Origin of the sequence: Streptomyces sclerotialus (assembly GCF_040907265.1) — a bacterium.
Lineage (GTDB): Bacteria > Actinomycetota > Actinomycetes > Streptomycetales > Streptomycetaceae > Streptomyces > Streptomyces sclerotialus.
The window spans coordinates 6,225,979-6,240,474 of the sequence record NZ_JBFOHP010000002.1; the positions used below are offsets into that span (position 1 = coordinate 6,225,979).

At 73.7% G+C, this 14,496-nt stretch carries 12 protein-coding genes; 6 read left to right on the forward strand and 6 right to left on the reverse strand.

Going from position 1 to position 14,496, the window contains the following annotated elements; translation table 11 throughout:
- The first annotated feature begins 220 nt into the window (after positions 1–220).
- Together AAC944_RS27515 and AAC944_RS27520 are read left to right on the forward strand one after the other, a co-directional pair.
- Entirely contained in the window at positions 221–1,048 is an 828-nt protein-coding gene (locus AAC944_RS27515) for an enoyl-CoA hydratase family protein (protein WP_030622535.1), read from the forward strand.
- Positions 1,045–3,348: a bifunctional salicylyl-CoA 5-hydroxylase/oxidoreductase gene (locus AAC944_RS27520; protein ID WP_030622533.1), complete on the forward strand. Its 2,304-nt coding sequence runs from the start codon at positions 1,045–1,047 to the stop codon at positions 3,346–3,348. Before AAC944_RS27515 ends, AAC944_RS27520 begins: the two co-directional genes overlap by 4 nt.
- Before the next feature lie 60 nt (positions 3,349–3,408).
- Here the strand turns inward: AAC944_RS27520 and AAC944_RS27525 are convergent, their stop codons facing one another.
- Both AAC944_RS27525 and AAC944_RS27530 read right to left on the reverse strand, forming a co-directional pair.
- Positions 3,409–4,392 carry a ScbA/BarX family gamma-butyrolactone biosynthesis protein gene (locus tag AAC944_RS27525; protein WP_078888901.1) on the reverse strand — a complete coding sequence of 328 codons (984 nt, stop codon included), beginning with the start codon at positions 4,390–4,392 and terminating at the stop codon, positions 3,409–3,411.
- Between the two features lie 247 nt (positions 4,393–4,639).
- A complete protein-coding gene (locus tag AAC944_RS27530; protein ID WP_368396468.1) occupies positions 4,640–5,236 on the reverse strand; it encodes a ScbR family autoregulator-binding transcription factor in 597 nt (198 codons plus the stop codon).
- A gap of 257 nt (positions 5,237–5,493) precedes the next feature.
- Here AAC944_RS27530 and AAC944_RS27535 point away from each other — a divergent pair, with 257 nt between their 5' ends.
- On the forward strand, positions 5,494–6,516 hold the full coding sequence (locus AAC944_RS27535) for an MDR family NADP-dependent oxidoreductase (RefSeq protein WP_030622526.1): 1,023 nt from the start codon (positions 5,494–5,496) through the stop codon (positions 6,514–6,516).
- Between the two features lie 181 nt (positions 6,517–6,697).
- Here the strand turns inward: AAC944_RS27535 and AAC944_RS27540 are convergent, their stop codons facing one another.
- Positions 6,698–7,408, reverse strand: coding sequence for a TetR family transcriptional regulator (locus AAC944_RS27540; protein ID WP_051872298.1), 711 nt, complete (start codon positions 7,406–7,408; stop codon positions 6,698–6,700).
- Between the two features lie 522 nt (positions 7,409–7,930).
- On the opposite strand from AAC944_RS27540, the gene AAC944_RS27545 reads away from it, so the two are divergent.
- A complete protein-coding gene (locus AAC944_RS27545) occupies positions 7,931–8,695 on the forward strand; it encodes an HAD family hydrolase (RefSeq protein WP_030622522.1) in 765 nt (254 codons plus the stop codon).
- Between the two features lie 374 nt (positions 8,696–9,069).
- Here AAC944_RS27545 and AAC944_RS27550 read toward each other — a convergent pair whose 3' ends face one another.
- The 3 genes from AAC944_RS27550 to AAC944_RS27560 form a co-directional block, all read right to left on the reverse strand.
- Positions 9,070–9,972, reverse strand: coding sequence for a Vgb family protein (locus AAC944_RS27550; protein ID WP_030622521.1), 903 nt, complete (start codon positions 9,970–9,972; stop codon positions 9,070–9,072).
- Positions 9,973–10,102: 130 nt separating this feature from the next.
- On the reverse strand, positions 10,103–10,963 hold the full coding sequence (locus AAC944_RS27555) for a PaaX family transcriptional regulator (RefSeq protein WP_030622518.1): 861 nt from the start codon (positions 10,961–10,963) through the stop codon (positions 10,103–10,105).
- 9 nt (positions 10,964–10,972) lie between these two features.
- On the reverse strand, positions 10,973–12,574 hold the full coding sequence (locus AAC944_RS27560; RefSeq protein ID WP_030622515.1) for an AMP-binding protein: 1,602 nt from the start codon (positions 12,572–12,574) through the stop codon (positions 10,973–10,975).
- Between the two features lie 142 nt (positions 12,575–12,716).
- Here AAC944_RS27560 and AAC944_RS27565 point away from each other — a divergent pair, with 142 nt between their 5' ends.
- Both AAC944_RS27565 and AAC944_RS27570 read left to right on the forward strand, forming a co-directional pair.
- Positions 12,717–13,850, forward strand: coding sequence for an acyl-CoA dehydrogenase family protein (locus AAC944_RS27565; protein WP_030622513.1), 1,134 nt, complete (start codon positions 12,717–12,719; stop codon positions 13,848–13,850).
- 124 nt (positions 13,851–13,974) lie between these two features.
- The gene (locus AAC944_RS27570) at positions 13,975–14,325 is read left to right on the forward strand and encodes a TetR family transcriptional regulator C-terminal domain-containing protein (protein WP_107054243.1); all 351 of its coding nucleotides are present in this window, start codon (positions 13,975–13,977) and stop codon (positions 14,323–14,325) included.
- Positions 14,326–14,496: the final 171 nt, after the last annotated feature.

Sequence of the window (14,496 nt, forward strand, 5' to 3'; positions counted from 1 at the left end):
GGCAGATCGGGGTGGATGGGGGCGGTCCGAGGGCGGCATGTCCTCCTATAACGGTACGAATCTCCGCCGCAAACGGCCTGTTACCGACCGTGGTGACGCGGAGCGTCCCCGGGCCTCCTCACGCCAGCTGTCTTATCGCGTACTCGTGACGGCGGTCACATCAGCGTGATAACTTCGCCGGGCAGGCACCAGCCCTCCGGCCGAAGGGGGCACGACGCCCATGAGTCCGTTCACAGGTTCAGCGCGCACCACCGATGCATGGGAACACCTCCGCGTGACCAGGGAGGACGGTGTCGCCACCGTCACCCTCGCCCGCCCCGACACCCTGAACTCCCTCACCTTCGGCGCCTACGCCGACCTCCGTGACCTGCTCGCCGAACTCTCCCGCGAGCGTGCCGTACGCGCCCTGGTCCTCGGCGGCGAGGGCCGCGGCTTCTGCTCCGGCGGCGACGTCGAGGAGATCATCGGCGCCACGCTGGAGATGGACACCGGGCAGCTGCTGGACTTCAACCGCATGACCGGGCAGGTCGTACGGGCGCTGCGGGAGTGCCCGTTCCCGGTGGTCGCGGCCGTGCACGGGGTGGCCGCCGGGGCCGGGGCCGTCCTCGCGCTCGCCGCGGACTTCCGCGTCGCCGACCCCTCGGCGCGCTTCGCCTTCCTCTTCACCAAGGTCGGACTGTCCGGCGGCGACATGGGCGCGGCGTACCTGCTGCCCCGCGTGGTCGGTCTCGGGCACGCCACCCGGCTGCTGATGCTGGGCGAGGCCGTACGCGCCCCCGAGGCCGAGCGCATCGGGCTGATCAGCGAACTGGCCGAGGAGGGCAAGGCCCACGAGGCCGCCGCCGCGCTCGCCCGCCGGCTCGCGGCCGGGCCGGCGCTCGCCCACGCCCAGACCAAGGCGCTGCTCACCGCCGAGCTGGACATGCCGCTCGCGGCGGCCGTCGAGATGGACGCGGCGACCCAGGCGCTGCTGATGAACAGCGCGGACTACGCGGAGTTCCACGCCGCGTTCACCGCCAAGCGCAGCCCGAAGTGGCAGGGGAAATGAGCCCGGAGACAGGGGCGCTGCCCGGCGGCCGGATCGCGGTCGTCGGGGGCGGGCCCGGCGGTCTGTACGCGGCGGTCCTGCTCAAGCGGCTGGACCCGGCCCGCGAGGTCACCGTCTGGGAGCGCAACGCGCCCGACGACACCTTCGGCTTCGGCGTGGTCCTCTCGGACGAGACGCTGGGCGGCATCGAGCAGGCCGACCCGGTCGTCCACGAAGCGCTGCGCCGCGAGTACGTGCGCTGGGACGACATCGACATCGTGCACCGCGGCCACACCCTCACCTCCGGCGGCCACGGCTTCGCCGCCATCGGGCGCCGCCGTCTCCTCCAGCTGCTGCACGACCGCTGCCGCGAGCTCGGGGTACGGCTGCGCTTCCGTACCGAGGCGCCGCCCGCCAGGGTCCTCGCCCGCGACCACGACCTGGTGATCGCCGCCGACGGCGTGCACAGCGCGACCCGTGATGCGCACGCCGACGTCTTCCGCCCGCAGCTGGTCACCCACCGCTGCCGCTACATCTGGCTCTCCGCCGACCTCGCCTTCGGCGCCTTCCGCTTCGACATCGCGGAGACGGCGTACGGGGTGCTGCAACTGCACGGTTACCCGTACGGGGAGCGGTCGAGCACCGTCATCGTCGAGGCGCACGAGGACGTCTGGCGGCGGGCCGGCTGGGACGCCTGCCCCGTCGAGCAGTCCGTCGAGCAGTGCGCCAAGATCTTCGCGGACGCGCTGGGCGGCCGCCCGCTGCGCTCGAACAACTCGGCCTGGACCGCCTTCCGTACGGTCACCAACGCCCGCTGGTCGCACGGCAACGTCGTGCTGCTCGGCGATGCCGCGCACACCGCCCACTTCTCCATCGGGTCCGGCACCAAGCTCGCCGTCGAGGACGCCCTCGCGCTCGCCGCCTGTCTCGAGGAGCATTCCACGCTGCCCGGTGCGCTCGCCGCGTACGAGGCCGAGCGGCGGCCCGTCGTCGAGTCCACCCAGCGCGCGGCCCGCGCCAGCCTGGAGTGGTTCGAGAACCTCGCGCAGTACACCGACCAGCCGCCGCACCGCTTCGCCTTCAACCTCCTCACCCGCAGCCGCCGGGTCACCCACGACAACCTCAGGCTGCGTGATCCCGGCTTCGTCGCCGCGGTCGAGGCGGAGGCCGGTGTGGAGCCGGGTACTCCGCCGATGTTCACGCCCTTCACGCTTGCCGGTCTCACCCTGCGCAACCGCGTCGTCGTCTCTCCGATGGACATGTACAGCGCGGGGCCCGACGGCACGCCGGGCGATTTCCACCTCGTCCACCTCGGCGCCCGGGCCCTCGGCGGCGCGGGACTGGTGATGACGGAGATGGTCTGCGTCAGTCCCGAGGGGCGCATTACGCCCGCGTGCACGGGCTTGTACGCGCCGGAGCACGAGGCAGCGTGGCGCCGGGTCACCGACTTCGTGCACACCAGTGCGCCCAGTGCCGCGATCGGCGTCCAGCTCGGCCACTCGGGCCGCAAGGGCTCCACCCGGCTGATGTGGGAGGGCATCGACCAGCCGCTCCCGGAGGGCAACTGGCCGCTGGTGGCCGCCTCGGCGCTTCCGTACCGCGCGGGCGTCAACCAGGTGCCGCACGCGCTCACGGCCGACGAGCTGGCCGGCGTACGGGAGGACTTCGTACGCGCCGCCGAGCGTGCCGCGCGCGCCGGGTTCGACCTGCTCGAACTGCACTGCGCGCACGGCTATCTGCTGTCCGGCTTCCTCTCGCCGCTCACCAACCTGCGCACCGACGCCTACGGCGGTGACCTCGACGGGCGGCTGCGCTTCCCGCTGGAGGTCTTCGACGCGGTCCGGGCCGTCTGGCCGGACGGACGGCCCATGACGGTACGGATCTCCGCCACCGACTGGGCGGCGGGCGGCACCACCGCCGAGGACGCGGTGGAGATCGCGCGGGCCTTCGCCGTGCACGGGGCCGACGCCGTCGATGTCTCCACGGGACAGGTCGTGGCGGACGAGCAGCCCGCGTTCGGACGCTCGTACCAGACGCCGTTCGCTGATCGCATCCGCAACGTGGTGGGAATTCCGGTGATCGCCGTCGGGGCGATCTCGTCCTGGGACGACGTCAATTCGCTCGTCCTCGCGGGACGCGCCGACCTGTGCGCGCTGGCCCGGCCGCACCTCTACGACCCGCACTGGACCCTGCACGCGGCCGCGGAACAGGGGTATTCCGGCCGTGCCGCGCCGTGGCCGGCTCCGTACCGGGCGGGCAGCCGCACCCCGCCGACCGGGCGTACGGACGGCCCCAAACAGCGGTTGTCGCTGGGGCGGTGAGGTGCCCGGCGGACGGGCCGGGCGGAGCGGCCGGCGAACGCGGCCGTGGCGGGCGGCCGTTCAGCCGACGGGCGCGCAGGTCACCATGGCGGTGAAAACAGGGCGGTCGTTCTGTTCCGCGGTCACCGCGACGCGGGGCAGGCCGGCGTAGTCGTGCCGGGCGGCCTCGGCCCGTATCCAGCACGGGGCGTCCAGCTCGGCGTAGCGGACGAAGGAGCAGTCCATCGCGGCGGCGATCGACGGGGCGGTGCCCATGGTGGCGTACGCGGCCTGCCGGGCGGCCTCGATCATCAGCATGCCGGGGGCGTGGTCCACGGGGTGGTCGAAGAGCACCGGGTGGGAGGTGTCGACCCGCAGCTGCCAGCGGTTCTCCCCGGCCGAGGGGGCGAGCACCACGTCCGTGGCCCGGTCCCGGCCGACCAGCGCCGGGTCGACGGCCTCGGGCAGCGGGAGCTGTGTGGCGAGGGCGCGTTCGAGGTCGGCGTGCGCGCCGCGCAGCCGCCGGTACACCGCGGGGGTGTGGCAGCTGAGGGTGCCCTCGACGCTGCCCAGGTCCCGGCCGTCCCGGAGGATGCGGAAGACCTGCCGCATCGTGGACAGCCGGCGGCCTCTTCGGACGATGTCGTGGTCGCTGACGTGCAGTTCGAGGTCGGCGGGGGTGCTGTTGAGGGTCAGCGCCGCGGGCGAGACGGAGTACCGCAGGCGGCCCCAGATCGCCGGATGGCCGAGCGGCACGCCGTGCCCGACGTGGCTGAGCAGGATGGCGCTCTGGCGGACGGTCTCCGCCAGCATCACCGGGTCGTGCATGCCGTGCGCGGGCCCGTAGAAGGAGTGGGCGCGCGGCCATTGGGCGGTGACGGTCCAGCTGTCCGGGCCGCTGCTGCGCCAGTCGGTGAGGAAGACCTCGGTGATCGCGCTGCGGTGCACGTACTCCCGGGGCACCGTCGTGGTCAGCCGTCGCAGCGAGGTGAGGCCGGGGTCCCGGCCGGTCGGTCCCGTACCGCGGTCGGGCGCCGAAGGCGGCACGGTCAGAGCGACGGTCATGGGTTTTCCCTCCCTGGCGGGCGCTGGCCGCGCCCGTACTCTGCGCCGGTGGACGTGCGTCGACGCGCCCAAGATACAAACCGGATGGTTTGTTTTCTAGTGCTTCAGAGTGAATCTTTGGGTAGAAGTGTTACGTGTGACGGAAGGGATACGACTCGATGGTCCTTTCCGGCCGGGTGGAAATCGGCCGGAGTGCATGGCGGGAGGGGTGGGCCGGAGGGCCACCGAGCGCAGGTGACGGGCGTGATCAGGCGGCTTCGCGCGCCAGGCGGCCGTTGGGGTCCAGGTGGCTCATCGCGCCCGGCGACGCCAGGCCGGGGAGGATGTGCCGCCACAGCTGGACGATCCGCTCGTGCAGGTCGTCCCGGTTGCTGGCGGCCAGCGAGAAGAGCTGCACGCCCATGTACGCCGAGACGAAGAACTCCGCGGCCTTCGCGGGATTCACCGCGGGCAGCAGCTCGCCCCGGTCGCGCGCCTCGGTGAACATGCCGGTCGCGATGGTGATCCAGTCCTGGTACGGCACCAACGGCTCGGAGTTGAAGGTGGTCTCGATGGCGATCCGGGTGCCGGCCTGCAGGACCGGATCGGTGCGCAGCGCCTCGGCGACCCGGTGGCTGAAGTCGATGGCGTCCTGCACCCGCGACTCGCTCGGCTGCGGGACCAGCATCTCGGTCTGCTCCGCGATCACCGCGCGGGCCAGTGCGTCCTTCGACGGGAAGTGGAAGTACAGCGCGCCCTTGGTGACCTTGGCCCGCTGGATGATCTCCGCGATGGTGGCCGCCTCGTACCCGCGCTCGCCGATGACCTCGGCCGCCGCCACGAGGACGGCCTGTCGAGTGCGCACTGCCCGTTCCTGTTTGGCCACCGGCCGTCCTCCGCGTGTTCGCTCCTGACTGGGGTCCGCCTTCGGCGGATCTGGCCGAATTCTATTGACGGCGCAAACAATAATCCAACCAGACGGTATTGATCTGTCGTGGAGATTTGGGAAAGCTTCGTTCCGGTCGTACCGGTCACCCTCGGTCGGCCGTCGAGCCCCGACGCGGCGCGTGCGTACGGGACTTGTGCACCCCGGCAGCCCCCTACCCCCAGGAGCCTCCCCCCATGGCCGCGCCCGTCCACCCCGCAACCCACCGCGAGGTCCGCCTCGCCGCCCGCGCCGACGGCGCCCTCGCCCCGGACCACTTCACGGTGGCCGACGCGCCGCTCCCGGTGCCGGTCCCGGGCACGGTACTGGTACGTAACCGGGTCATGGCCGTCACCGCGGTGATGCGCACGATGATGGGCTCGGCCGACCTGCCCATTCCGTCGTTCGTGCCCGGCCGGGCGCTGTGGGGCGCGGCGATCGGCGAGGTCGTCGAGGCGCCCGGCGGCGGCTTCGCGCCCGGCGACCTCGTCCGGCACGACTACGGCTGGCGGGAGTACGCCCTGGTGGACGCCGCGCGGGCGCGCCGGATCGACCCCGAGGCGCTGCCCGACCCGGCGGCCCACCTCTCGCAGGGCGCCACCGCCTGGGGCGCCCTCGTGCACGTCGCGCAGGTCCGCCCCGGTGACACCGTGTTCATCACGGGTGCCGCCGGCGGCGTCGGCAGCATCGCGGGCCAGATAGCCCGGCGCCTGGGGGCGCGCCGGGTCATCGGCTCCACCGGCTCCGCGCACAAGGCCGAGTACCTGGTGAAGGAGCTGGGCTACGACGAGGTGGTGCTCCGCGGCGCCGGGCCGGTCGGTGAGCAGCTGCGCCGCGCGGCGCCCAACGGCATCGACGTACTGCTGGACACCGTGGCCGGTGAGCAGCTGGCGGCGGCGCTCGAATCGGCCCGTACCGGGGCCAGGTTCGCGCTCGTGGGCGCGCTGTCGGCGCAGCTGGGGGAGGGCGGCGACGGGCTGACGGCGCCGGTCGAGCTGGACGCCGGCCTGGTGGTCTCCCGGCGGGTCTCGCTGCGCGGCTTCTCGGTACGCGACCATCCGGCGCTGGTGCAGGAGTGGACCGAGGAGTTCGGGCGCGGCCTGCGCGACGGCACGCTGATCTTCGCGCACAGCCGGCTGCGCGGCCTGGACCAGGCCCCGGAGGCGCTGCGTGAACTCGTCCAGGGCCGCCATACCGGAGCGGTGCTGGTCGAACTGTGAACTCCGTGCGGCCCGCCGGGGGGCGGGCCGCGCGGCAGCCGGCGGGGCCCGCCCTGACAGGGTTCCCGCCCGCACCCGGACGCGGCGGCCGTCGGCCCGACGACCGCCGCGTCCGTAAGCGGACGGCCGGCAGCGGGTGCCGGGGGAGTACGCGGGTGCCGCGGCTCGCCGCGGCGCCGCCTCAGCGCGGCGGCATACGGCGCGCGGCGAAGCCGGCGGTGTCGCGCACCCCGGCGCCGCGCAGGGCGGGCTGCGGTACGGCGGCGGCCCGCGGTCCGCCCGGGGCGCTGGCACGTAATGCGCGCCCGGCGGGCACCGCGCGGGAGGCCGGCACCAGCTGCCGCCACAGGTCCGTCACCGCCTCCCGGCTCCACCACGTCCGGTCCGCGTGGCCGAGCTCCAGCAGTCCCACCAGCATCGTGGTCAGCGCCCGCGCGAGGCGCTGCGGGTCGGTCTCCGGGGGCAGCCGCGCCGCGGAGCGGTCGGCAGCGGCCTTCTCCAGGAAGAGCGCGCACCACCGGCGATGCAGCAGGGCGCCGCTGGGCTCGGGGTCGGTCTCCGGACGTATCTGGAGCCCGGCCCGGACGACGACGTCCCGGTCCACCCGCTCCAGCAGGGCCACGGCGAACTCCCGGGACGCGCTCAGCACCGGGTCGGGGGTGCGCAGCAGCTGCTCCTCCAGCTCCCGCAGCGCGCCGAGCGCCTCGTCCCGTACGGCGAGGGTCAGCTCTTCCTTGGACTCGAAATGGAAGTAGAGGGCGCCTTTGCTGAGTCTTGCGCGCCGGCTGATGTCGACCATGCCGGACGCGGAGACGCCCTTGTCGATGAAGCTCTGGGCGGCCGAGCGGATGAGCGCCTGGCGGCTCTGGATCGCGCGGTGCTGCGTGGGCACTGTGTCCGTCCTGTCTCTCGTCCGGCTCAGGTGGTGGCGGAGCCGGTGGTCCGGCGGCCGCTGGGGCCGACGGCTGGGTGGTTCGATGGTCAAAGACTATAGAGAAAACCAACCATGCGGTTTCAACTTTGCAACGGCTTGGCGTGATCCGGTGCCGTAACCGGCCGCGCCCCGGAAGAACCGTTGGCCGAAGCCGCACCCCTGTGATCCATGACCTGTGACGCACGTGACAGTGGCTCGTCCCGGGCGTCCCAGGCGTTGCGGCCGTGTACGGGTTGTGTGTGAGGTGTGGCTCAGCGCATTGACAAACAGCGCAGGCGGTTTTTAAATCTGCAAAGGCGAGCAACGGGACGCGTTGCCTCCATGAAACCCCGTTAGGACGCTTCCCCGCCAGGCCCCCGCGGCGTTGCGCACCGACGGAACCGTTCCACTCTTCACACATGCCATCGTTTTCAACCCGCATGGCCGGTGGGAGTCCTGGACCCCGGCCGGCCCGTCAACGCATCGGAAAGGTATCGAGCAATGCGCGATTCAGCGGACGTCGGCGAAGGTCTCGGGGGGGCGCAGCGCGGCGCCGGCACGGTCCCGATCCGGGCTGTCGTTTTCGACCTGGACGGCACCCTCGCCGACACGCTGCCCGCCATCGGCCGGCTGCTGTCCAAGGTGGTCGCGGAGCAGGGCCGCCGGGTGACGCCCCGGCAGGCCGCCGCCGCGGTCGGCAAGCCCGCCCCCGCCGCGTTCGGCCAGCTGCTCGGCCGTCCCGAGACGGACGAGGCGGTGCTCACCGCGATGGGTCGCTATCGCGAACTGTTCGCCCATGAAGTGCTCCGCGAGGGGCCGCGCCTGCTGTTCCCCGGCGTCTCCTCGGGCCTGTCGGCGCTGCGCGCGCACGGCATAGAACTGGCCGTCGCCACGTCCAAGGTCTCGCGCAGCGCCGAGGCGCTGCTGGACGTGATGGGCATCCGCGACCTGGTCGGCCCGGTCATCTGCCACGACATGGTGCGGCGCGGCAAGCCGCACCCGGAGATGGCGCTGCGCGCCGTCGCGCAGCTCGGTGTCTCGCCGCGCGAGAGCGCGTACGTGGGGGACACCGTCGGCGACATGCGCATGGCCGTGACCGCCCATATGGCCCCGATCGCCGTCACCTACGGCGTGGGCCGCTTCGGGGAGCTGGCCGCGGTGGCCGGTACCCGGATGTGCAGCTCCTTCCGTGACGTGGTCGCCGCGGTGGCCGCCTCCCGCCCCCGCCCGGTCGAGATGGCCGCGGGCTACCCCCGGATGCGCTGACGCGCGCCTCGCACGGAGCGCGCTCCTCGGTACCGCGCTCCCGCCGCCGGACGGGATGCCTGTCCCGCTCCGCCGGTGTCCCTCGCCCCGCTGCCGTACCGGCGCCCAGGAGGCACCCGCTGCGGTCCCGCGCGACCGGAAGACGCGGCCCGTAGACCGCCCGTACGCCGTCCGGGGCGCCCGACGCCCGCCACGACGACTGCTCCGCACGACGTGCCCCATGGCGGGACGCGCCGCCACCCGCGGCCGTTCCCCCGCCCCGAGGCACGCCGGACCCCCCATGCGGAAGCCGGCCCGCCGGCCCCGCACCGCGTCCTGCCCCACAGAGTCCTGCAGAGTCACAGAACACCCGCGTCCTACAGAGCCCCCGCGTCCTACAGAGCCACCCGCGCGACCGACCCCGTTTCCAGCGCCACCCAGAGAGCGCCGTCGGGACCCACGGTGATGCCGTGCGGTTCGGAGGACGGCGACGGCAGCGCGTACTCGGTGATCTCGGTGATCCCGCCGTTCGCGGTGAGGTGACCGACGCGGTTCGCCCGCCATTCGGTGAACCAGCACTCCCCGGCGGAGGCCGCGACCACGGCGTGCGGTCCGGCCGTGCGATCGGGGAGCGGGAACTCCTCGATCCGGCCGTCCACCGAGATCCTGCCGATCTGTCCCGCCCCGATCTCGACGAACCACAGGGCGGTGCCGTCACCGGCGATGCCCACCGGCGCGGCGCCGGGAGTCGGCAGCGGGTACAGGGTGACGTCGCCGTCCACGGTGCTGCGGCCGATCGCGTTCGCCTGGTTGAGCGTGAACCAGAGGGCCCCGTCCGGGCCCGCGGTGATCGCCGAAGGGCAGCCGCCCTCGGTGGGCAGGGGGAATTCGGTGATCTCGCCGTCGCCGGTGACGCGGCCGATGCGGTCGGCCTGGAGCTGCGTGAACCACACCGCGCCGTCCGGGCCGGCGGTGATGCCGTAGGGGCCGCTGTCCGGTGTCGGCGTGGGGTAGGCCGTCCGTTCGCCGTCGACCGTGATCCGGCCGATCCGGTGGTCCTGGAACCGGCTGAACCACAGGGCCCCGTCGGGTCCCGGCGTGATGACCGTGGGGCCGCACGTGGACGGGTCCAGGGGGAATTCCCGGAGTTCGCCGTCGCGGCCGAGGCGCGCGATGCGGCCGCTGTGGACGAGGGTGAGCCACAGGGCGCCGTCGGGGCCCGCCGCGATGCCGTAAGGGCCGGCCTTCTCGTCCGCCACGGGGAACTCGGTGACGGCCGGGGTCTGGGAACGCTGCACGGCAACTCCTCGGGGACGTAGGGCGTTCGGGATGGGCCGCGTCACATCGCGCGGCGGGAAACGTCATGCGGAAACCGTCATCGGTGGGAAGCGCCATCGGTGGGAAGGCCATCGGCGGGAGGTGCTGTGCTCACCGGGCGCCCGGCGTGCTCCGTTCGCCCAGTACCTCGCTGACGAACTCCGCGCCCGCCGCGTGCAGTCTCCGGTGCAGACGGCCGAAGACCGTCGCACCACGGCCACCAGGCCAGTCGTCCGGCAGCAGGGTGGCGGGCAGGCCCGGATCGGCGTACGGCAGCAGCCGCCAGGCGTCCAGGGCCATCAGGTAGTCGCGGTACGCCGTCCTGGGCTCCGTATTGCGCCGGCGGCTCCAGCGTCCGAGCACCGGCTCCTGCGCGTCGAGGAACGCACGGTGCCGGGCGGCGAGCGCGGGCAGGTCCCACCAGCGCGCCACCGCCTCCGCCGTCGGCGCGAACCCGGCGTGCGCGCCGGTGAAGAGGTCGACGTACGGATCGAGTTGCAGGCGCCGCAGGACGTGCCGGGTCTCCTCGTAGAGGTGCCCCGGGGCGATCCACACGCCGGGCGCCGCGGTGCCGAAGCCGAGCCGGGCCAGCCGGGAGCGCAGCAGGTGCCGCTTGTGCCGCTCCTCCTCGGGGACGGAGAACACCGCGAGCACCCAGCCGTCGCCCGCGCGGGGCGTCGGCCGTCCGTAGATCCGCCGGTCACCGTCGGCCAGCAGCTCACGCGCGTCCGCCGACAGCGCGTACCCCGCCGCGCCCGCCGCTGTGCGCGCGGGCACCAGCAGCCCGCGGCGCTTCAGCCGGGACACGGCCGAGCGCACCGACGGCGGGTCCACGCCCACCTCGCCCAGCAGCGTGATGAGCGCGGCCACCGGCACCGGACCCAGCGGCTCGCCCTTCGCGTCGCGTCCGTACGCGCCGTAGAAACTGACGATCAGGGACCGTGGGGTGCGCTGCGGCTGCGGATCACTCACGTCGTCACTCTAGAGGGACGCGCGGAGCCGGAAGCGCTGGAGTTTGCCGGTCGGGGTGCGGGGGAGCGCGTCGTGGAAGACGATCTCGCGCGGGCACTTGTACGGGGCGATCTCGGCCTTGGTGAACTCCCGCAGGGCCAGGACGGTTTCGTCCGTACGGGGGAGGCCGGCGGCGAGCACCACGTGGGCGACGACGACCTGGCCGCGCTCCGTGTCGGGACGGCCCACCACGGCGGCCTCGGCCACCGCCGGATGCCGCAGCAGCGCCTCCTCCACCTCGGGTCCCGCGATGTTGTACCCGGCCGAGATGATCATGTCGTCGGCGCGGGCGACATAGCGGTAGTAGCCGTCCGGTTCGCGCACGTAGGTGTCGCCGGTGACGTTCCAGCCGTGCCGTACGTACTCCAGCTGGCGCGGGTCGGCGAGGTAGCGGCAGCCGGTCGGGCCGCGCACGGCCAGCAGCCCCGGTTCGCCGTCCGGTACGGGAGCGCCCGCCGCGTCCACCACCCGCGCCTCGTACCCCGGCACCGGCACCCCGGTCGTCCCCGGACGGGCCTCCTCGTCGGCGGCCGAGAGGAAGATGTGCAGCAGCTCCGTCGCGCCGATGCCGTTGATGAGCCGCAGTCCGGTCGCGGCGTGCCAGGCGTGCCAGGTCGCGGCGGGCAGGTTCTCGCCGGCGGAGACGCAGCGGCGCAGCGAGGTGACGTCGTGTCCGGCCAGGTCGGACAGCATCGCGCGGTAGGCGGTGGGCGCGGTGAACAGGACGGAGACGCGGTGCGCCGCGATGTGCTGCAGGAGTCCGCGGGGGCCGCCCGCCTCGGTGAGCAGCGTGCAGGCTCCGGCCCGCAGCGGGAAGACCACCAGCCCGCCGAGGCCGAAGGTGAAGCCCAGCGGCGGGGTGCCGGCGAAGACGTCGTCGGGCTCGGGGCGCAGGACGTGTGCCGAGAAGGTGTCGGCGATGGCGAGCACGTCCCGGTGGAAGTGCATACAGCCCTTGGGGCGCCCCGTGGTGCCGGAGGTGAAGGCGATCAGCGCGACGTCGTCGGCCGCGGTGTCCACCGCGGGGTAGTCGGCGGGCTTGCCGGCGGCCCGGCGCAGCAGGTCCTCGGGCGCCTCGCCGCCGTACGCGGTGACCGTGAGGCCGGGCACCTCCGCCTTGGTGAGGTCGTCCACCGACCGGACGTCGCACACCGCGTGGCGTATCCGTGCCAGGTCGCAGATGACGGCCAGTTCGTGGGCGCGCTGCGCGGCCGGCACGGTCACGGCGATCGCGCCCGCCTTCATGACCGCCAGCCAGCAGGCGGCCAGCTCCGGTGAGGTGGGGCCGCGCAGCAGGACCCGTTCACCGGGCCGTACCCCGAGGTCGTCGCTGAGGACGTGGGCGAGGCGGTTGACGCGTACGCGCAGTTCTCCGTACGTCCAGACCGTGCCGTCGCCGTGGCGTACGGCGGGCCGTCCGGCGCCGAACCGGTGCAGTGAGCCGTCCAGCAGCTCGGTGCCGCAGTTGAGCCGGGGCGGGTAGCCCGCATCGGTCAGCACGGGCCACTGACCGGGTGGCGGGAGGTGGTCGCGGGCGAAGGTGTCGGCGTGGGCCGATGGCTGGAGATCCATGACGCATGCGCCCCCTCGTGACGCTCGGCCGTGGTGTCCGGGGCCGCCGGGGGCTGCCGTACGGACGCCTCGTCAGCGTAACGTGTTCGTGACGGCAGTCAACAGACCGCGATAAAGCAGACCGTGTTGAGGGAGTCGCCCCGTGACCGCATTCGCGCTCGACCCCGAGGACGTGGCCTGGTGCGCCGAACTCCGGGCCCTGACCGCCGCGCATCTGCGCCCGCTCGCCGAGAAGGGCGAGCCGGGCAGGGTCAACCGCCCCCTCGTGGCCGCGCTCGGCGAGCTGGGCCTGCTGCGCCGCCTCTTCCCCGCCGGCGGCACCGTCCGCGCCCTGGACCTCTGCCTGCTGCGGGAGTCGCTGGCACAGGAGTGCACGGAGGCGGAGACCGCGCTGGCCCTCCAGGGGCTGGGCGCGTACCCGGTACTCCAGTCCGGCACCGGGGAGCAGCGGGCGCGCTGGCTGCCGGAGGTCACCGCCGGGCGCGCCGTCGCGGCCTTCGCGCTGAGCGAGCCCGGCGCGGGCTCCGACGCGGCGGCGCTCACCCTGGCCGCCGAGCCGGACCGCACCAGCGGGCGCGACGGCTGGCGGCTCACCGGCGAGAAGTGCTGGATCTCCAACGCGCCCGAGGCGGACTTCGCCACCGTGTTCGCGCGCACCGGCGAGGTGCCGGGAGCCCGCGGCGTCACCGCCTTCCTCGTCCCCGCCGACCGGCCCGGACTGAGCGGTGAGCACCTGGAGATGCTCAGCCCGCACCCCATCGGCACCCTGGTCTTCGACGGCGTGCCCGTGACCCGCGCCGACGTCCTGGGCGAGCCGGGCCGCGGCTTCGGTGTCGCGATGCGCACCCTGAACCTCTTCCGGCCCAGCGTCGGCGCCTTCGCCGTCGGCATGGCCCAGGCGGCGCTGGACGCCGCACTCGAACACGCCGCCACCCGCACCGCGTTCGGCGGACCGCTGAAGGACCTGCAGTCCGTCTCGCACCGCCTCGCCGACCTCGCGACCCGCGTCGAGGCGGCCCGGCTGCTGGTGTACGCGGCGGCCGCGGCCTACGACGCGGACGCGCCCGGCATCGCCAAGCGCGCCGCCATGGCCAAGCTGCTCGCCACCGAGACCGCCCAGGAGGCCGTCGACGCCGCCGTACAGGTCCACGGTGCCCGCGCGCTGCGCCGCGGCCACCTTCTCGAACACCTCTACCGGGAGGTGCGCGCGCCGCGCATCTACGAGGGCGCCACGGAGGTGCAGCGGACGATCATCGCGCGGGAGCTGTACCGCTGACCGGTACCCCGCCCGCGGCGGCCGCCCCGCCGTCCTTCCGCCCCGCGTCCGCCGCGGCCACCGCCGCGCGCTCCGCCGTCAGGCCCAGCGACCGGCAGGCCGGCAGGTACACCGCGGCGGAGACCTGGACCGTCCGCGGCAGCCCCGGCTGCGGGCCCGGTACTGGGCCGAGGCGGTGGTGCGCCTGGAACTCCGCGCCGCGCACGAGGAGTTCTGCGCTCGCCGGCAGGACGCCGTGCTCCGCATCGTGCTGCGCGGCCGGCGGCAGGGCGTCTTCCGCTCCGACGTCGACCTGGAGGGCGTCGCGCTCCGGCTGACCGCCTTCACCGACGGCGTCGCGGTCCAGGTCCGCACCGGAGCGCCGCGGATGACGGTCTCCGTGCTGCGGGAACTCCTGATCGACTTCGTCCGCCGGGCGCTGGTGGCACAGCCGGAGATGCGGAAGGCCGCCGCCGTGGGGTACAGTCGATCTTGAGCTCGCCGCCGGAAACCCGGCGCACGGCCCGGCGTTGGTGGTCCAAGGAAAGACGCTCCGCTTCCTGCGGGGAAATGCAGGTGCAAGGCCTGCCCAGCGCTCGCGACGAACCCCGGTCTCCCCGCACGGAGACCGGGGTTCTTGTCCTTCCGCGGAAACCGGTCCGGGGCT